Origin of the sequence: Actinomadura chibensis NBRC 106107 (assembly GCF_001552135.1) — a bacterium.
Lineage (GTDB): Bacteria > Actinomycetota > Actinomycetes > Streptosporangiales > Streptosporangiaceae > Spirillospora > Spirillospora chibensis.
The window spans coordinates 40,794-59,287 of the sequence record NZ_BCQP01000012.1; the positions used below are offsets into that span (position 1 = coordinate 40,794).

General features: G+C 74.5%; 16 protein-coding genes. 7 read left to right on the plus strand and 9 right to left on the minus strand.

All coding sequences use genetic code 11. The features are described from left to right. Positions 1 to 16: 16 nt before the first annotated feature. Together ACH01S_RS07450 and icmF are read right to left on the minus strand one after the other, a co-directional pair. On the minus strand, positions 17 to 802 hold the full coding sequence (locus ACH01S_RS07450; RefSeq protein WP_218010176.1) for a helical backbone metal receptor: 786 nt from the start codon (positions 800 to 802) through the stop codon (positions 17 to 19). Further along, on the minus strand, positions 799 to 4,017 hold the full coding sequence (gene icmF / locus ACH01S_RS07455) for a fused isobutyryl-CoA mutase/GTPase IcmF (RefSeq protein ID WP_067887193.1): 3,219 nt from the start codon (positions 4,015 to 4,017) through the stop codon (positions 799 to 801). The genes ACH01S_RS07450 and icmF overlap by 4 nt, the downstream gene beginning before the upstream one ends. Positions 4,018 to 4,070: 53 nt before the next feature. Between icmF and ACH01S_RS07460 the strand changes: the two genes are divergently transcribed. The 3 genes from ACH01S_RS07460 (at position 4,071) to ACH01S_RS07470 (ending at position 6,840) form a co-directional block, all read left to right on the plus strand. Next, a complete protein-coding gene (locus ACH01S_RS07460) occupies positions 4,071 to 4,601 on the plus strand; it encodes a MarR family transcriptional regulator (protein ID WP_246237155.1) in 531 nt (176 codons plus the stop codon). A gap of 108 nt (positions 4,602 to 4,709) precedes the next feature. Then, positions 4,710 to 5,510: a tryptophan 2,3-dioxygenase gene (locus tag ACH01S_RS07465; protein ID WP_067886871.1), complete on the plus strand. Its 801-nt coding sequence runs from the start codon at positions 4,710 to 4,712 to the stop codon at positions 5,508 to 5,510. Next, entirely contained in the window at positions 5,500 to 6,840 is a 1,341-nt protein-coding gene (locus tag ACH01S_RS07470) for an FAD-dependent oxidoreductase (RefSeq protein ID WP_067886874.1), read from the plus strand. Before ACH01S_RS07465 ends, ACH01S_RS07470 begins: the two co-directional genes overlap by 11 nt. Here ACH01S_RS07470 and ACH01S_RS07475 read toward each other — a convergent pair. Further along, positions 6,837 to 8,267 (minus strand): MFS transporter, encoded by a 1,431-nt coding sequence (locus tag ACH01S_RS07475; RefSeq protein WP_067886877.1) that lies wholly within the window; start codon positions 8,265 to 8,267, stop codon positions 6,837 to 6,839. The genes ACH01S_RS07470 and ACH01S_RS07475 overlap by 4 nt on opposite strands. An 81-nt stretch (positions 8,268 to 8,348) precedes the next feature. Between ACH01S_RS07475 and ACH01S_RS07480 the strand changes: the two genes are divergently transcribed. Continuing rightward, positions 8,349 to 8,606 carry a hypothetical protein gene (locus ACH01S_RS07480; protein ID WP_067886880.1) on the plus strand — a complete coding sequence of 86 codons (258 nt, stop codon included), beginning with the start codon at positions 8,349 to 8,351 and terminating at the stop codon, positions 8,604 to 8,606. On the opposite strand, the gene ACH01S_RS07485 is transcribed toward ACH01S_RS07480, so the two are convergent. The 3 genes from ACH01S_RS07485 to moaA are packed head-to-tail and all read right to left on the minus strand — an operon-like array spanning position 8,603 to position 10,492. Continuing rightward, a complete protein-coding gene (locus tag ACH01S_RS07485) occupies positions 8,603 to 8,893 on the minus strand; it encodes a DUF6457 domain-containing protein (RefSeq protein ID WP_222869222.1) in 291 nt (96 codons plus the stop codon). The two genes, ACH01S_RS07480 and ACH01S_RS07485, sit on opposite strands and share 4 nt — an antisense overlap. 49 nt (positions 8,894 to 8,942) lie before the next feature. Continuing rightward, positions 8,943 to 9,497 carry a molybdenum cofactor guanylyltransferase gene (gene mobA / locus ACH01S_RS07490; protein WP_067886883.1) on the minus strand — a complete coding sequence of 185 codons (555 nt, stop codon included), beginning with the start codon at positions 9,495 to 9,497 and terminating at the stop codon, positions 8,943 to 8,945. 5 nt (positions 9,498 to 9,502) lie between these two features. Further along, positions 9,503 to 10,492 carry a GTP 3',8-cyclase MoaA gene (moaA, locus tag ACH01S_RS07495; protein WP_067886886.1) on the minus strand — a complete coding sequence of 330 codons (990 nt, stop codon included), beginning with the start codon at positions 10,490 to 10,492 and terminating at the stop codon, positions 9,503 to 9,505. 140 nt (positions 10,493 to 10,632) lie between these two features. Here moaA and ACH01S_RS07500 point away from each other — a divergent pair, with 140 nt between their 5' ends. Next, complete coding sequence (locus ACH01S_RS07500) at positions 10,633 to 11,469, plus strand: alpha/beta hydrolase (RefSeq protein ID WP_067886889.1); 837 nt, start codon at positions 10,633 to 10,635, stop codon at positions 11,467 to 11,469. Positions 11,470 to 11,478: 9 nt separating this feature from the next. Here the strand turns inward: ACH01S_RS07500 and ACH01S_RS07505 are convergent, their stop codons facing one another. Next, entirely contained in the window at positions 11,479 to 12,672 is a 1,194-nt protein-coding gene (locus tag ACH01S_RS07505; RefSeq protein WP_067886891.1) for an RtcB family protein, read from the minus strand. Positions 12,673 to 12,761: 89 nt separating this feature from the next. Next, on the minus strand, positions 12,762 to 14,486 hold the full coding sequence (locus ACH01S_RS07510) for a GTP-binding protein (protein WP_067886894.1): 1,725 nt from the start codon (positions 14,484 to 14,486) through the stop codon (positions 12,762 to 12,764). Positions 14,487 to 14,677: 191 nt separating this feature from the next. Between ACH01S_RS07510 and ACH01S_RS07515 the strand changes: the two genes are divergently transcribed. After that, positions 14,678 to 16,195, plus strand: coding sequence for an MFS transporter (locus tag ACH01S_RS07515; protein ID WP_083980428.1), 1,518 nt, complete (start codon positions 14,678 to 14,680; stop codon positions 16,193 to 16,195). Positions 16,196 to 16,285: 90 nt separating this feature from the next. Then, positions 16,286 to 18,169, plus strand: coding sequence for a propionyl-CoA synthetase (locus ACH01S_RS07520; protein WP_067886897.1), 1,884 nt, complete (start codon positions 16,286 to 16,288; stop codon positions 18,167 to 18,169). A gap of 7 nt (positions 18,170 to 18,176) precedes the next feature. Here the strand turns inward: ACH01S_RS07520 and ACH01S_RS07525 are convergent, their stop codons facing one another. Beyond that, positions 18,177 to 18,488 (minus strand): hypothetical protein, encoded by a 312-nt coding sequence (locus ACH01S_RS07525; RefSeq protein WP_067886900.1) that lies wholly within the window; start codon positions 18,486 to 18,488, stop codon positions 18,177 to 18,179. Positions 18,489 to 18,494 lie beyond the last annotated feature (6 nt).

Sequence of the window (18,494 nt, forward strand, 5' to 3'; positions counted from 1 at the left end):
GCCCCCGGCCGACGGGTCAGTAGCGGCGGGCGGCGGCGAGCTGCCGGGACAGGACGCCCGGCGCCTCCACCAGGGACGGGCCGTACCAGGTGAGATACCGGCCGTTGACCAGCGCGACGTCGATCCCGGGGAACGACTCGGGCCCGTCGTCCGCGGTGAAGCGGTAGGGCTCGTCCGGCAGGACGACGAGGTCCGCGCCCGCCGCGTTCAGCTCGTCCAGCGGGATCTTCGGGTAGCGCTCGGCGTGCCCGGCGTACACGTTGGACACCCCGAGCCGGGACAGCACGTCGCCGGTGAACGTGTCGCGCCCGACCACCATCCACGGCCGCCGCCACACCGGGACGACCGCCGCGCGCCGCCCGCCCGGCGCCACGTCCGACCAGGCCCGGGACGCCTCGTCCAGCCAGCCGGGGACCGGCACCCGGCACGCCTCTTCGAGCACGCGGCGCAGCGACGCGAGGGCCTCGTCCACGGTGCGGATCTCGGTCATCCAGACCGGGACGCCCGCCGCGCGCAGCGCCGCCACGTCCGCCGGGCGGTTCTCCTCGGTGTTGCCGAGCACGACGTCCGGGCGCAGCTCCACGATGCGCGCCACGTCGGGGTTCTTCGTGCCCCTGACCCTCGGGACGTCCAGCCCGGCCGTGTGGGTGCACCAGTCGGTCGCGCCCGCCAGGAGGCCGGGCGCGGTGACCGCGACGGTCTCGGTCAGCGACGGCACGATCGACACGACCCGCCGCACCCGCTCCGGAACGGGGACCGGGACGCCCGTGTCGTCGGCACACCCCCGGTTCGCTCCGCTCATACGTTGCGGCGGTACTGGCCGCCCACCTCGAAGAACGCGTCGGTGATCTGCTGGAGGCTGCACACGCGGGCCGCGTCCATCAGGACGCCGAACACGTTCTCGCCCGAGCGGGCCGCGTCCTTCAGCCGGGCGAGCGCGTCCTCGGACGCCCCGGCGTGCGTCCGCTGGTAGGCGCGCACGCGGTCGAGCTGGGAGCGCTTCTCGTCCTCGGTGGCGCGGGCCAGCTCGATCGTGTCGGGCGTCCCGTCCCCGGCGCCGGGGGCGCGGAAGGTGTTGACGCCGACGATCGGCAGGGAGCCGTCGTGCTTGCGCTGCTCGTACAGCATCGACTCGTCCTGGATGCGGCCGCGCTGGTAGCCGGTCTCCATCGCGCCGAGCACGCCGCCGCGCTCGCTGATGCGGTCGAACTCGGCGAGGACGGCCTCCTCGACCAGGTCGGTCAAGTCGTCGATGATGAACGACCCCTGCAGCGGGTTCTCGTTCATCGCGAGGCCCCACTCGCGGTTGATGATGAGCTGGATGGCGAGGGCCCGCCGCACCGACTCCGCCGTCGGGGTCGTGACGGCCTCGTCGTAGGCGTTGGTGTGCAGGCTGTTGCAGTTGTCGTAGATGGCGATGAGGGCCTGGAGCGTCGTGCGGATGTCGTTGAAGTCCATCTCCTGCGCGTGCAGGGAGCGGCCGGACGTCTGCACGTGGTACTTGAGCTTCTGGCTGCGCTCGTTGGCGCCGTACCGGTCGCGCATGGCCACGGCCCAGATGCGGCGGGCGACGCGTCCGAGGACGCTGTACTCCGGATCCATCCCGTTGGAGAAGAAGAACGACAGGTTGGGCGCGAAGTCGTCGACGTCCATTCCGCGCGCCAGGTACGACTCGACGTAGGTGAACCCGTTCGCGAGGGTGAACGCGAGCTGGCTGATGGGGTTCGCCCCGGCCTCGGCGATGTGGTACCCGGAGATCGACACCGAGTAGAAGTTGCGGACCTTGTTGGCGATGAACCATTCCTGGATGTCGCCCATCATCCGCAGCGAGAACTCGGTGGAGAAGATGCAGGTGTTCTGGCCCTGGTCCTCCTTGAGGATGTCGGCCTGGACGGTCCCGCGCACGGTCGACAGCACCCGCGCCCGGACGGCGGCGGCCTCCTCCTCGGACGGCTCCCGCCCGTGCTCCTCGTAGAAGGCGTCCAGCCCCTGGTCGATGGCGGTGTTGAGGAAGAACGCCAGGATCGTCGGCGCGGGGCCGTTGATCGTCATCGACACCGACGTCGTCGGCGAGGAGAGGTCGAACCCGTCGTAGAGGGCCTTCATGTCGTCCAGCGTGGCGATCGACACGCCGGACGTGCCGACCTTGCCGTACACGTCGGGACGCTCGTCCGGGTCGCGCCCGTACAGCGTCACCGAGTCGAACGCGGTGGACAGCCGGGTCGCGGGCTGCCCCTCCGACAGCAGCTTGAAGCGGCGGTTGGTGCGGAACGGGTCGCCCTCGCCCGCGAACATGCGCGCCGGGTCCTCGTTGTCGCGCTTGAAGGGGAACACCCCGGCGGTGAAGGGGAACCGCCCGGGCAGGTTCTCGTTGCGGAGGAACCGCAGCAGCTCGCCGTGGTCGGTGAAGCGCGGCAGGGCGACGCGCGGGATCCGGCTGCCCGACAGCGACTCGCGGGTCAGCCTGGTGTGCAGCTCCTTGTCGCGGATGCGCACGACCTGCTCGTCCCCCGAGTAGGCCTCGACGACGGCGGGCCACTCGTCGAGCAGGTCGGCGTTCGCGGGGGCGACGTCCCGGCGGGCCTTCTCCAGCAGCGCCTCGACCTCGGCGGCGTCGGCCAACTCGGCGCGCACCTCGTCCAGCCGCTGGACGCGCCGCACCGCCGCCATCTGCGCCTCGGTCTCGGCGTGGTAGCCGCGGACGGTCTCGGCGATCTCGGACAGGTACCGCACCCGGCCCGGCGGGATGACGGTCGCCGCGCTGGTCGACACCTTCGTGTCGACCCGGGGCAGGGCGCCGTCCGCCAGGCGGAGGCCGTGCTCGCTCAGGAGCCCGCCGAGGTGCTGGTAGAGCGCGGTCACGCCGTCGTCGTTGAACGTGGCGGCGCTGGTCCCGAACACGGGCATGTCGTCGGGCCTCTTCCCGAACGCCTCCCGGTTGCGGACGAGCTGCCGCCCGACGTCGCGCAGCGCGTCGGCCGCGCCGCGCCGCTCGAACTTGTTGATCGCGACCACGTCGGCGAAGTCGAGCATGTCGATCTTCTCCAGCTGGGACGCGGCGCCGAACTCGGGCGTCATCACATACAGCGACACGTCCACCAGCGGGACGATCGCCGCGTCCCCCTGCCCGATGCCGGGCGTCTCCAGGATGACGAGGTCGTACCCGGCGGCCTTGCAGGCGTTGACGATGTCCTCGATGTTCTCGGGCAGCTCGCGGGCGCCGCGGGTGGCGAGGGAGCGGAAGAAGACGCGGTCGCCGTCCAGGGAGTTCATCCGGATCCGGTCGCCGAGCAGCGCGCCGCCGCCGCGCCGCCGCGTCGGGTCGACGGCGATGACCGCGACGCGCAGCCCGTCCCGCTGGTCGACGCGCAGCCGCCGCACGAGCTCGTCGGTGAGGGACGACTTCCCGGAGCCGCCCGTCCCGGTGATGCCGAGCACGGGGACGCTCCGCCGCCCGGCCGCCTCGGCGAGCACCGCGCGGTCGGCGTCCGGGAGCTTCCCGGCCTGGAGGCAGGTGATCGCGCGGGCGAGCGCGCGCCGCTCCCCCGCGACGACCGCGTCCGCCGGGACGGGCTCGGCGGCGAGGTCGACGTCGCACTCCCGCACCAGCTCGTTGATCATGCCGGGCAGGCCGAGCCGCTGGCCGTCCTCGGGCGAGAAGATCCGCACCCCGGCGCCGGACAGCCGCGCGATCTCCTCGTGGACGATCACCCCGCCGCCGCCGCCGAACACCTTCACGTGCTCGGCGCCCGCCTCCTTCAGGCTGCGCGACAGGTACTCGAAGTACTCGACGTGCCCGCCCTGGTAGGAGCTGATCGCGACGCCCTGCGCGTCCTCTTCCAGGACGGCGTCGACGACCTCGCGGACCGCGCGGTCGTGCCCGAGGTGCACGACCTCGGCGCCCTGCGACTGCAGGATGCGCCGCATGATGTTGATCGCCGCGTCATGGCCGTCGAACAGCGCGGCCGCCGTCACGAAGCGCACCGGGTGCTCCGGCGCGTGCAGCTCCCCCGTCACCGTCTCCACCTCGACCCTTGGACATCCAATATTTGGAAGTTAAAATAGTTTGCGTGCGCCACCAGGTCAAGACCGCATACGGTGGGGCGGTGCCCGACACCCCCGACCCGATCGCCGAAGCCCACCGCCAGTGGAGCGCCCGCTGGCCCGAGCACGCCGACCACATGGCCGCCGTCACCTCGGTGATGCGGGCGCAGCAGCTCCTGCTGAGCCGGATCGAGGCCGTCCTGAAGCCGTACGGGCTGACGTTCGCCGCCTACGAGGCGCTGCGCCTGCTCGCCTTCGCCCGGACGGGAACGCTCCCGATGGGCAAGATGGGCACCCGCCTCATGGTGCACCCCGCGTCCGTCACCAACGTGATCGGACGCCTGGAGCAGCGCGGACTCGTCGCCCGGCGGTCCTGGCCGGACGACCGGCGGGTCGTCCTCGCGAGCATCACCCCGGCCGGGCGCGAGCTGGCCGAGGAGGCGACGCTCGCGCTCAACGAGTCCGGGTTCGGGATCTCCGACCTGCCCGCCGAGCGGGCCGCCGACATCACCACCGCGCTGCGCGCCGTCCGCGTCTCGGCGGGCGACCTGGACTGACGTCCCGCCCCGCGAGCTTTGGCCGTCCCTGGGCTCCCCCTGCCCCGTTGCCCGGAAAGCGATCCCATATCCTGCGGATCACACGACGACGTGGCGCGAGGAGACCCGATGACGGAATCGCGGGCGATGACGTACGGCGGCTACCTGCGGCTCGACGACCTCCTGTCCTGCCAGGAGCCGAAGACCGCGGCCCATGACGAGATGCTGTTCGTGATCATCCATCAGGTCTACGAGCTGTGGTTCAAGCAGATCCTGCACGAGGCGGCGCTGCTGCAGCGGCGCCTCGAGGACGGCAACAGCGCCGGGGCGCTGCACACCGCGCGCCGCGTCGCCAAGATCCTCAAGACGGTGGTCGGGCAGCTCGACGTCCTGGAGACGATGACGCCCCGCCAGTTCGCCGCGTTCCGGGACGTCCTCGGCAGCTCCAGCGGGTTCCAGAGCGAGCAGTTCCGGGAGATCGAGGCCGTCCTCGGGCGGCGCTCCTTCCCCGCCTCCGACCTGCGCGGCGACGAGCGGCTCCAGGCGGCGGTGGCCCGCCCGTCGATGTTCGACTCGCTGCTGCGCTACCTCGCCGGGCAGGGGTTCCCGGTGCCGGCCGAGGCCCTCGGGCGCGACACGTCCGAGCCGTGGGAGCCGGACGAGGCGGTGCAGAAGGCGCTGCTCGCCGTCTACGCGGACGAGTCCGGCCCCGCCGCCGAGGTCTGCGAGGCGCTCGTCGACGTCGACGAGGGCGTCCAGGAGTGGCGGTACCGGCACCTGAAGATGGTGGAGCGGACGATCGGCGCGAAGATCGGCACCGGCGGCTCGGCGGGCGCGGACTACCTGCGCCGCACCCTGTTCGCGCCCGCGTTCCCGGACCTGTGGGAGGTCCGCTCCCGGACCGAGGAGGCTCCCGTCCATGGCGCGTGACGGCTCCGCGGCCGCCGCCGGCGGCGAGCGGGTCGCGATCGTCGGCGCGGGCCTCGCGGGCTGCCTGCTCGCGGTGCTGCTCGGCCGCCGGGGCGTCCCGGTGACGGTGTACGAGCGGCGCCCCGACCCGCGGATCGCGGGCGCCGAGCGCGGCCGCTCGATCAACCTCGCGATCTCCGCGCGCGGCCTCGCCGCGCTGGAGCAGGTCGGGCTGCGCGACCACGCGCTCAAGCAGGCGCTTCCCATGCACGGCCGGATGGTGCACCCGGCGCACGGCGCGCAGAACTTCCAGCCCTACAGCGCGGACGGCGAGCGAGCCATCAACTCCATCAGCCGCGCCGAGCTGAACCGGGCCCTGCTGGAGACCGCGGACGGCACGCCCGGCGTGACGCTGCGGTTCTCCGAGCGCGTGACCGGCGTCGACGTCGACGCCGGGACGGTCCTGCTGGAGGGCGCCGACCCCGAGCCCGCGGACGTGGTCCTCGCCGGGGACGGGGCGTACAGCGCCGTCCGCCGCTCGCTCAAGCTGGACGAGGACGCCGACTTCCTGGCGCACGGGTACAAGGAGCTGACGATCCCGCCGCGCGACGGCGGGTTCGCGCTCGACCCGGACGCGCTGCACATCTGGCCGCGCGGCACGTCCATGATGATCGCGCTGCCGAACCTCGACCGGTCGTTCACCTGCACCCTGTTCTGGGACAAGGACGACTTCGCCGCGCTCGACACCCCGGAGAAGGTCACGGCCCGCTTCGAGGCCGAGTACCCCGACGTCGCGGGCCTGATACCGGACCTCGTCGACGACTTCGCGCACAACCCGGTCGGGTCGCTCGTGACCGTCCGGTGCTGGCCGTGGACGCGGTACGGCGACGGCGCGGTCGTGGCGCTGCTCGGGGACGCGGCGCACGCGATCGTCCCGTTCTTCGGGCAGGGCGCCAACTGCGCGTTCGAGGACTGCATCGAGATCGACCGGTGCCTCACCGAGACCGGCGGCGACTGGGCCCGCGCCCTGTCGCTCTACCAGGAGCGGCGCAAGGCCAACACCGACGCGATCGCCGAGATGGCGCTGGACAACTTCGTGGAGATGCGCGACCGCGTGTCGTCCCGGGTGTACCGGGCGAAGCAGGCGGCGACGCACGCGCTGGAGCGGCGGCTCGCGGGCCGGTACGTGTCCCGGTACGAGCTGGTGTCGTTCTCGACGGTCCCGTACGCGGAGATCCCGGCGCGGATCCGGCGGCAGAACCGCGTCCTGGGCCTGGCCGTCGCGGGCGCGGCGGGCGCGCTCGGGCTGGCGGGCGTCCTGCGCCGCCGCCGGACCCCGAGAAGGGGCTAGCGGGCGGCGCGGCGGGTCGCGAGCAGGTCGGCGACGGCCGCCGCCAGCGCCGCCAGCACGAACCCGAGGATCACGATCAGGCCGTGCCGGAACGAGGCGGCCCAGTCGCCGCGCGTCCCGGCGAGGGCGGCGAAGAACACCGACCCGACCGCGGCGATGCCCGTCGCGGTCCCGACCCGCTGCCCGGTCTGCAGGACGCCCGCCGCGCTGCCGCCCTCGGTGTAGTGGACCTCCGACAGCGTGATCGTCTGGTTGGGCGCGATGACGAGGCCGCTGCCGAGCCCCGCGAGCAGCAGCGGCCCCGCCGTCGCCCACGCCACGCCCCGTCCGGGCACCAGTTCGACCGCCACCCACGCGGAGGCGAGCCCGACCATGACGAGGACGAGCCCGGCGGCGACGAGCGGGCGGCCGAACCGGGCGACGACCCGTCCCCCGGCGGCGGACGCGACGCCCGACCCGACCGCGAACGGCGTGATCGCGAGGCCCGCCTCCAGCGCGCTGTAGCGCAGGCCGTTCTGCAGGTAGAGGGTGAAGATGAAGAAGATCGCGGTGAACCCGGCGAAGTACAGCAGCGCGATCGCCGTGCCGAGCGCGTAGGAGCGGAGCCGGAACAGCGCGAGGTCGACCATGGGCGTCGCCGCGCGCCGCTCCCACGCGGTGAACAGGGCGATCAGCGCAGCGCCCGCGAGGAGCAGCAGCCACTTCAGGCCGCCGTGCCAGCTCTGCTCCTGGACGAGCGGCAGCAGCACGCACACCACGCCCGCGCCGAGCAGCAGCACGCCGAGCGGGTCGAGGCCCTGCCGCTCCCCGTAGACCGGCGCGGGCAGCAGCCGCCACGCCAGCACCAGCGCGACCACGCCGACCGGGACGTTGACGTAGAACACCCAGCGCCAGCCCTCGTGGGAGCCCGCGACGGCGATCAGCCCGCCGCCGAGCAGCGGCCCGACGGCGGTCGCGACGCCGATCACGGTGCCGAGCGCGCCGAACGCCCGGCCCCGCTCCGCGCCCCGGAACAACTGCTGGATCAGCCCCGCGACCTGCGGGTTCAGGATGCCGCCCGCGACGCCCTGGACGAGCCGCGCGAGCACCAGGAACAGGATCGTCGGCGCGATCCCGGCCGCCGCGCTCGCCAGCGTGAACAGCGCGAGCCCGGACATGAACACGGCGCGGCGGCTGCGCGCGTCGCCGAGCCGCCCGGACGGCACGAGCACGAGGCCGAACGTCAGCGCGTAGCCGGACAGGATCCACTGGAGTTGCGCGTCGGAGGCGTCCAGGCCGTCGCGGATCGACGGCAGCGCGACGTTGACGATGCTGACGTCCAGCAGCGTCATGAACGCGGCCACCAGGCAGACCGACAGCGCCTGCCAGCGCCGCCGCCGCGTCTCGCGCTCGTCGGAGTCGGTCGGCTCGGTCGGCTCGGTCGGCACGGCAGGCTCCTTTCCGGCGATCACGGGACGAAACGCCGGGGCGCGCGGCCGGGTCCGGACGCGGTGTGCCAGAGTTGCGCCATGCCCGACTCCGGCCAGGGGGCCGTCCCCGACGAGACGCAGCGCGACGAGATGCAGTGCTCGGCCAAGGGCTGCCGCGCGGACGCCGTGTGGGCGCTGCGCTGGAACAACCCGAAGATCCACACGCCGGAGCGGCGGAAGGTCTGGCTCGCCTGCGACGAGCACCGCGAGAGCCTGTCGGCATTCCTCGGCCGCCGCGACTTCCTGAAGGACGTCGTCCCGGTCGGCGACCTCGACGCGCCCGCCGACGGCCGCTAGGCGTCCAGCACCGGCTCCGACGCGGGCCCTGGGACGTCGCTTGTCCCCGAGGGCGCGCCGTCCGGCCAGCCCTCGGCCATCTCGGTGAGGCGGGCGGCGGCGTCCCGCGCGGGCGCGCCGCGCCCGACCGCGAGGCCGAGCAGGTAGGCGGTCAGCGGCGCGCCCGGACGCGCGACGCCGTGCGCGACGTCACGGGCCAGGTCCAGGACGAGGTCGCGGTCGACGTCGCCGCGTTCGAGGCCCAGTTCGAGGCAGGCCGCGTTGATCCAGTCCTCCAGCATCGACATGGGTCCTCCCTGTGGAGTCGTCCGGGCGAATCTGCCCGTTCTCGTGCGATCAAAGCAGGCGGCGGGCGGCGGCGAGGTCGTCCGGGGTGTCGCAGTCGTACCACGCGGGCCGCGGCCCGGCGGGCAGCGCGACCCGGACGGGACCGAGCGGTCCGAGCAGCCCGCGCAGGGACGCGCCGCCGTACCCGCCGAGCGCCTCGCGCAGCGCGGCGGCGTCCCAGCAGCCGGCGAGCCACTGCTCGCGGCCCTCGCCGTCGACCAGCACGGCCCCGGCGCGCCCGGCGGCCGCGCCGAGCAGCCGGGCGACGTGCCCGGGACGCAGGAACGGCAGGTCGGCCGCCAGCAGGGCGAGGCTCGGCGCGCGGACCTCGGCGAGCCCGGCGCGCAGCGCGGGCACCGGACCGGCGCCCGGCGGGTCCTCGCGGACGAGCACCGCCCCCGGCAGGACGTCCCGCGGCGGCCCGACGACGACGAGCCGGGACGCCCCGGCCGCGGCGGCGGCCGCCCACTCGACCAGGGTGCGGCCGCCGACGGAGGCGGCGGGCTTGTCGGCGCCGAACCGCCGGGCCCGCCCCCCGGCCAGCACCACGGCGTCGAAGTCCACCGGGGTCAGCCGCCGATCGCCGACATCGGCCGCGCGGGCTGCAGGAACGACGGGTCGTCGATGCCGTGCCCGGCGCGCTTGCGCAGCACGGCCTTCCGCCACCGGTCGGCCAGTTCGGCGTCGGTCGCGCCGCCGCGCAGCGCGTCCCGCAGGTTGGACTCCTCGGTGGCGAACAGGCAGTTGCGGACCTGCCCGTCGGCGGTGAGCCGGACCCGGTCGCACGCGCCGCAGAACGGCCGCGTCACCGACCCGATGACGCCGACCGTCGCCGGGCCGCCGTCGACCGTGAACGACTCGGCGGGCGCGCTGCCCCGGTCGTGCGCGGCGTCCGGCGCGAGCGCGAACGCGGCGGACAGCCGGTCGAGGATCTCGTCGGCGGTGACCATGCCGGTGCGGGTCCAGCCGTGCTGGGCGTCCAGCGGCATCTGCTCGATGAACCGGAGCCGGTACCCGTGGTCGAGGCAGAACCGCAGCAGCGGGACGGCCTCGTGGTCGTTCACCCCGCGCATCAACACGGCGTTGACCTTGACCGGCTCCAGCCCGGCCGCCCGCGCCGCCGCGAGGCCCTTCAGGACGTCGCCGAGCCGGTCGCGGTGCGCGAGCCGCTGGAAGGTGGCACGGTCCAACGTGTCGAGCGAGACGTTGACGCGGTCGAGCCCCGCCGCCGCCAGCGGCGCGGCCAGCCGGTCGAGGCCGATGCCGTTCGTCGTCAGCGAGATCTGCGGGCGCGGCGAGAGCTCCGCCGTCCGCGCGACGATGCCGGCCAGCCCGCGGCGCAGCAGCGGCTCCCCGCCGGTGTAGCGGACCTCGGTGACCCCGAGGTCGCGGACGGCGAGCGTCACCAGCCTGACCACCTCGTCGTCGGTCAGCAGCTCCGGCTTCGGCAGCCAGTCGAGGCCCTCGGGAGGCATGCAGTACGAGCAGCGGAGGTTGCAGCGGTCCGTGAGGGAGACCCGCAGGTCCGTCGCGGTACGGCCGAAGGTGTCGACCAGCACGGGGGCCCCTTCCTGCTGACCGGCGCCCGTCCCGCGGGCCGCCGGGGAATGCGGTCGGTCCCTCCAGACTATTGCCGCGGTTGACGATCGGTCGCATCGCGGGAGACCGTGGCAGTCCGTCGATCATCGGAGGAGGCGCCGTGGCGGCCGTCCGCGAGTGGGAGTTCGCCGGGACGCGGGGCGCGGTCACCGCCCGCGTCTGGACGGACGGCGCCGAACCCCAGTACGCCGCCGAACCGCGGTACGCCGCCGTCCTCGTGCACGGCTACGGCGAGCACCTCGGCCGGTACGGGCACGTCGCGGACGCCCTCGTCCGGCACGGCGCGGTCGTCTGCGGCCCCGACCACATGGGGCACGGCCGCTCGGCGGGCGAGCGCGTGCTGGTCGAGGACTACGACGACGTCGCCGCCGACCTGCACACCGTCGTCGAGGCGGCGCGCGAGGACCATCCCGGCCTGCCCGTCGTGATGGTGGCCCACTCCATGGGCGGGCTCATCGGGGCCCGGTACGCCCAGCTGCACGGCGGCGTCCTCGCGGCGCTGGTGCTGTCCGGGCCGGTGCTCGGCCGCTGGCACGTCGTCGACGCCCTGCTCCCCCTGGACGAGATGCCCGACGAGCCGATCGACACGTCCCTGCTGTCGCGGGACCCGGCCGTCGGGAAGGCGTACGCCGCCGACCCGCTCGTCTGGCACGGCCCGTTCAAGAAGACGACCGTCCGGGCGCTCGACACCGCGCTGCGCCGCGTCAACGAGCACGGCTCCCTCGGCGACCTGCCGGTGCTCCACGTCCACGGCGACGCGGACGAGATCGTGCGCCCGGACGACACGCGCGTCGGCATCGAGGCGGTCCGCGGCCCCGGCCTGACCGCGCGCCGCTACCCGGGCGCCCGGCACGAGGTCTTCAACGAGACGAACCGGGACGCGGTCCTGAGCGACGTCACCGCCTTCATAGACCGCGTCCTGGCCCGTCCCCGCTGACCGTCCCGCTCACCCCTTCACGCAGACGAGCTGGCGCAGGTGGGCGACGACCTCCACCAGGTCGGACTGCTCCCCGATCACCGTCTCCAGGTCCTTGTAGGCGCCGGGGATCTCGTCGATGACGCCGGTGTCCTTGCGGCACTCGACGCCGCGCGTCTGCTCGATCAGGTCGTCCACGGTGAAGCTCTTGCGGGCCTTGTTGCGGCTCATCCTGCGGCCCGCGCCGTGCGACGCGGAGTTGTAGGCGGTCTCGTTGCCGAGGCCGCGGACGATGTAGGTGCCGGTCGCCATCGACCCCGGGATGATGCCGAGGTCGCCGCGTCCCGCGCGGATCGCGCCCTTGCGGGTGACGAGCAGCTCCACGCCGCCGTACTCCTCTTCCGCCACGTAGTTGTGGTGGCAGGAGATGACCTGCTCCCAGCGGCAGCGCTTCTCGCCGAACCGCTTCGTCACGACGTTCTGCGCGAGCGCGAGCATGACGGCGCGGTTGCGGCGCGCGTACTCCTGCGCCCAGAACAGGTCGTGCCGGTAGGCGTCCATCTTCGGGGTGCCCGAGACGAACACGGCGAGGTCGGCGTCCGGCAGGTCCTGGTTGTGCGGGAGCCTGCGGGCGGCCTCGATGTGCTGCTCGGCCAGCTCGTTGCCGATGTTGCGCGACCCCGAGTGCAGGACGAGCCAGATCGCGCCGTCGTCGTCCGCGCACAGCTCCAGGAAGTGGTTGCCGCCGCCGAGCGTGCCCATCTGCTGGCGGGCGCGGCCGAGGCGGGACCGCACCGCCGGGTGCAGGTCGTCGAACGCCTTCCAGAACTCGTACCAGCCGCGCTCCTTCAGGTTCGGCAGCGCGGACGGGTCGACCGCGCTCTTGTGCGAGCCGCGCCCGACCGGGATCGCCTTCTCCAGCCGGCTGCGCAGGCCGGACAGGTCGTCCGGCATGTCCTCGACGGTGAGCGTCGACTTCGCGGCGGTCATCCCGCAGCCGATGTCGACGCCGACGGCCGCCGGGGACACCGCGTCCCGCATCGCGATCACCGAGCCGACGGTGGCGCCCTTGCCGTAGTGGACGTCGGGCATCACCGCGAGGCCCTCCACCCACGGCAGGGCGGAGACGTTGCGGAGCTGGTCGAGGGCGAGGTCCTCGACGGTGGCGGGGTCGGTCCACATCCGGATGGGAACGCGGCCGCCCTTCAGAGTCTGGTACGGCATGCCTTCTCCTTGATCGACGGGAACCGAACCGTGATCTATGACGCCAGAGCGTCCGGCCCCGCTTCAACCGGTTTATTCCCCGCCGGCGGTCAGGAGCGGCGGCGCTCGGTGAGGCCGAGCCCGCCGAGATGGCGCAGCAGCGCGGCGGCGACGCGGCGGCTGGTCGACAGCGCCTCCGCCGCCTGACCTGGGGTGAAGGGCTGCGGCAGCGCGGACAGGACGCGCAGCGCCGCCTCCTCCGCTCCCTTCGGCAGGACGATCTCACCGCCGCCGTCCCCGTCGTTGTCATCGTCGGAGGCGAGCCGCAGGACGGCGCCCGCGCGCGCCGCGTCGTCGAGGGCCTCGCCGGTGAGGCCGAGCTCGGCCAGCCGCTCGGCGGACGGGGCGGCGAACGGCGCGTCCGCGAGGTCGGCGCGCAGCCGCCGCACGGCCGCCTCCCACGCGGGAGCGGGCGCGGGCGCCGGGGCTGGGCCGTGGACGCGTCCCGCCTCCACGCGCAGCGGCGGCCGGACGAGCGCCGCCACGAGCCGCCGCGCCGGCAGCCCGAGCCGCAGCCGCGCGGCCTCCAGCGGGACGCCGGGGGCGCGCGGGCTCCGGGCCGCGTGCCGGGACGTCTCCTCGGCGAGCCGCTCGAACAGCGACCGCCAGTGCGCGGGGTCGGCGAGCCACCCGCCGTCCAGCGCGACGGCGTCCGGCGGCGGGGCGCAGCCCATCAGCGCCAGCTCGGAGCGGCGGAGCACGCCGTGCCTGCGCAGCACGAGCGCGCCGTCCGGGCGGTCGGGCCAGGACGCGAGCTCCCGCGCCCGGGCCGCGGCCGCGCCGCGCCGGACGAGCGTCGGCGGCCGGACGTCCAGCACGCTCACCCCGGCGATCGAGCGGCGCTCCGGGTCGCGCAGCGCCCCCGCGTCGCCGAGGTGCAGCGCCAGCCGCGTGTTCAGCGTCAGCCGGGCGGTGTCGGGGCCGAGCGGCAGCAGCCGGACCGGGACGGCCGCCGACCCGACGTGCAGCGTCATCCGCCGCGCCAGCCGCCCGGACGCCTCGCCGTGCCGGGTGCGCACGTCGACGCTGGTGGTGTGGGTCCAGGCGCCTGGGGTGACGAGGGCCATCCCGGGGTCGACGCGCCCGGCCTCGCGCAGGGTCAGCACGACCCGCGACACGCCCCCGACCGAGTCGCGGGGCTCGCCCGCGCAGCCGATCGTCCGGACCCGGACGCGCTCCCCGGCGGGCATGAGCAGCAGCTCGTCGCCGACGGCGACCGTCCCGGCGGTGAGGGTGCCGGTGACGACGCTCTGCCGCCCGGCGGTGAACGCGCGGTCGATCCACAGCCGGACCGGGGCGGCGGCGTCCGGGACGGGCAGCCGCCCGGCGAGCCGGTCGAGCGCGGCGGTCAGCTCCTTGATCCCGGCGCCGGTCCCGGCGCTGACGGCGACGGTCTCGACGCCGCGCAGCGCCGTCCCGGCGAGCCGCTCGCGGGCCTGCCGGAGCGCGAGCTTCGGGTCGGCGGCGTCGGACCGGGTGACGGCGAGGACGCCGAACCGGGCGCCGAGCGCGGCGAGCGCGTCCAGGTGCTCCTGCGAGCGCGGCATCCAGCCCTCGTCGGCGGCGACGGCGAACAGCACGGCGGACGCGGGCGCGGCCCCGGCGAGCATCGCCGGGACGGACCGCTCGTCGCCGGGGACGTCCACGAACGCGACGCGCCGCCCGGACGGCAGCTCCGTCCACGCCTCGGGCTCCTTCGTGTCCCTGCCGGTGAGCGCGCGCACGAGCGCGGACTTGCCGTGCCCACCGTGGCCGGCGGTGGTGACGACCTGCATCAGCGTCCTTTCCGGGGCTGGACGCGACGGGCCGCGCGAGGGAGGTCGGTACGGGGGCGGCGCAGACGGACGTCCACGGAAGGCAAGCCTAGGGAGGCGCGCCCCCCGCGCAAAACCGGGCCCGGCCCGCGCCGCGCCCTCCGCCGTGTCCGTACAATTTACTTAAGCTAACGAAATTTATGGAGGTTCGGATGACCGGCGCCCCGACCACGGCGCGCGCGACCGCGGGGCGTCCGGAGCCGGGTCCCGCGCGCACCGGCCGCACGCTCCTGGCGCTCGCGGCGGCGGGGATGGTCGTGTCCGTGCAGCAGACCCTCGTGCTGCCGCTGCTGCCCCAGCTCATGCGCGCGTTCGACGCCCCGATCACGGACGTGACCTGGGTGTTCACCGCGTCGCTGCTGGCCGGGGCGGTCGCCACGCCGCTGCTGTCGCGGTTCGGCGACCTGTACGGCAAGAAGCGGATGATCATGCTGGCGCTGGTGCTGCTGCTCGCCGGGTCGGTGGTGTGCGCGGTGTCCGGGTCGCTCGCCGTGCTGATCGCCGGGCGCGCGATGCAGGGCGTCTCGTCCGCGATGATCCCGCTCGCCATCGGCATGATCAGGGACACCTTCCCGCGGGAGCGGATCACCACGGCGATCGGCATCGTCAGCGCCACCATGGGCGTCGGCGGCAGCGCCGGGATGATCGTGACCGGGCTGATCGCCGCGCACACCTCCAGCCACCACCCGGTGTTCTGGATCGCCGCCGCGCTGTCGGCCGCCGGGCTCGTGCTCGTCGGGACGGCGGCGCGCGACGTCGGCGCCCGGCCGGGCGGGCGGCCCGACCTCGCGGGCGCGGCGCTGCTCGCGGCCTGGCTGCTGTGCCTGCTGCTCGGCATCAGCCAGGGCAACGCCTGGGGCTGGACGTCGCGCGGCGTGCTCGGCTTCTTCGCGGGGGCGGCGGCGCTGTGCGCGGTCTGGGTCGCGGTCCAGCGGCGGGTCCGCGCGCCGCTCGTGCGGCTGAGCCTGCTCGTCGGGCCGCGGTCGCTGTCGGCGAACGTCGCGTCCGCGCTGCTCGGCTTCTCGATGTTCGCGGCGTTCACGCTGATCGCCGGGTTCGTGCAGGCGCGCCCGGACGACGTCGGCTACGGGCTGGGCGGCTCCGTCCTCGACGTCGGCCTCTACATGCTGCCGAGCACCGTCACGATGCTGGTGTTCTCGACGCTGGCCGGGCCGATCGCCGCCCGCGTCGGCCCCGCCTTCACCCTCGCGGTCGGGTCGGCGTTCGCCGGGCTGTGCTACGGGTGGCTCGCCGTGTCGAACTCGCACGGCTACGACATGCTGGCGTTCAGCGCGATCCAGGGCGTCGGGTTCGGGATCGCCTACGCGGCGCTCGGGACGCTCGCCGTCCAGCACGTCCCGATGGACCAGAGCGGCATCGCCTCCGGGGTCAACTCGCTCGTCCGCGTGACGGGCGGCAGCGTCGCGGGCGCGGTCACCGCGTCGATCCTCGCCGGGCGGGCCGTCGCCGGGAGGGACGTGCCGACCCTCGGCGCGTACGAGCTGTGTTTCTGGATCGTCGCGGCGGGCGCCGTCCTCGCCTCCGCGGTCGCGGTGGGGCACGGCCTGAGGCATCCTCACGCGCCGTCCCTCCGGCCGGGACGGGCCGCGACGCGCCTTGACGATGCCGCAACGAGCCTTGACGAACGGGCCCTCCGACGTGCCCTATAGGGAATGCGGCCCCAATCGGAGATCGGGGCCGCATCGCCGGACGGGCCGAATCGCAGGGCGGGGCCAGGAACCCGCCACCGGGAGGACCACATGGGCGCCTACGCGGCCGCGTACGAACGGAGCATCGCCGACCCGACCCGCTTCTGGGGGCTGGCCGCGCGGGACGTGCGCTGGCTCGTCCCGCCGGACCGGGTGCTGGACGACGGGGCGCCCCCCTTCTACCGCTGGTTCACCGGCGGCGAGCTCAACACCTGCGACAACGCCCTGGACCGGCACGTCGAGGAGGGCCGCGGCGACCAGGCCGCGCTGATCTACGACAGCCCCGTCACCGGCACCGTGCGGACCTACACCTTCCGGGAGCTGACCCGCCTCGTCGCCCGGTTCGCCGGGGCGCTGCGGGCGCAGGGCGTCGACCGGGGCGACCGGGTCGTGCTGTACCTGCCGATGATCCCCGAGGCGGTCGTGGCGATGCTGGCGTGCGCGCGGCTCGGCGCGGTGCACTCGGTGGTGTTCGGCGGGTTCGCGGCGCGCGAGCTCGCCGTCCGGATCGACGACGCCCGCCCGAAGGCCGTCGTGTCGGCGTCGTGCGGGATCGAGGGCGGCCGGGTCGTGCCGTACAAACCGCTCCTGGACCGGGCCCTGGACCTGGCCAAGCACAAGGTGGAGCGGTGCGTGATCCGGCAGCGCGAGCAGCTGCACGCCGACCTCGTCAGGCCGCGCGACGTGGAGTGGGACGAGGCGGTCGCCGCCGCCGAGCCCGCCGACTGCGTCCCGGTCGCCGCCACCGACCCGCTGTACATCCTCTACACGTCCGGGACGACGGGGCGGCCGAAGGGCGTCGTCCGCGACAACGGCGGGCACGCGGTGGCGCTGCGCTGGTCGATGGAGAACGTGTTCGGCGTCGGGCCCGGCGACGTGTTCTGGGCGGCGTCGGACGTGGGCTGGGTCGTCGGCCACTCCTACATCGTGTACGCGCCGCTGCTCACCGGGTGCACGACCGTCCTGTACGAGGGCAAGCCGGTCGGGACGCCCGACGCGGGCGCGTTCTGGCGGGTCGCCGCGCAGCACCGGGTGAAGGCGCTGTTCACCGCGCCGACCGCGATCCGCGCGGTGAAGAAGGAGGACCCGGAGGGCGCGCTGCTCGCCGGGCACGACCTGTCCGCGCTGGACACGCTGTTCCTCGCCGGAGAGCGGCTCGACCCCGACACCTACCGGTGGGCGGCGCGGGTGCTGGACCGCCCCGTCATCGACCACTGGTGGCAGACCGAGACGGGCTGGCCGATCGTCGCGAACCTGCGCGGGCTGGAGCCGATGCCGGTCAAGCCCGGCTCGCCGTCGGTGCCGGTGCCGGGCTACGACGTGCGGGTCCTCGGCCCGGACGGGTCGGCCGTCCCGCCCGGCGAGGACGGGCACATCGCGATCCGGCTGCCGCTGCCGCCCGGCACCCTCCCCACCCTCTGGCAGGACGACGAGCGCTTCGTCGAGTCCTACCTCACGAAGTTCCCCGGCCACTACCTGACCGGCGACGGCGGCCACCTCGACGAGGACGGCTACATCTGGGTCATGGGCCGCACCGACGACGTGATCAACGTGGCCGGGCACCGGCTGTCCACCGGGACGATGGAGGAGGTCATCGCCGCCCACCCGGCCGTCGCCGAGTGCGCGGTGATCGGCGTCCGGGACGCGCTCAAGGGGCAGGTGCCGCGCGGGCTGGTCGTGCTGAAGAGCGGGGTCCTCGCCGAGCCGGGCGAGGTGTGCGCGGAGCTGGTCGGGATGGTCCGCGACCAGGTCGGGCCGGTCGCCGCGCTGAAGGAGATCACGGTCGTCGGGGCGCTGCCGAAGACCCGGTCGGGCAAGATCCTGCGCGGGGTGATGCGCGGCATCGCCGACGGGGAGGACGTGAACGTCCCGTCCACCATCGAGGACCCGGACGTCCTGGACGACCTGCGGCCCGTCCTGCGCAAGGCCCCCTAGAGGCCCGTCAGGGGGCACGTGGCGGCCGGGGCGCCCTCGGCGGCGGGGCGATCCGCTTCGGCCAGCACAGCGCCACCAGGAACACGCCCGCCGCGGCGAGGCCGAGCTGGAAGAGGAACTCCCAGACGCTCCAGCCGCCCCAGCCGCCGCTCCCGAGGCCGAACAGGTGCGCGATGCCGGTCCCGGCGAACGCGGCGACGACGCCGACCGCGACCGTGCACCAGCCCGGCATGGTCTCCCGGCCCGGCGCGACCAACCGTCCCAGCGCGCCGACGACCGCGCCCAGCACCACGGCCGCGGCGAGCCCCGCGACGCTCATCTCGTC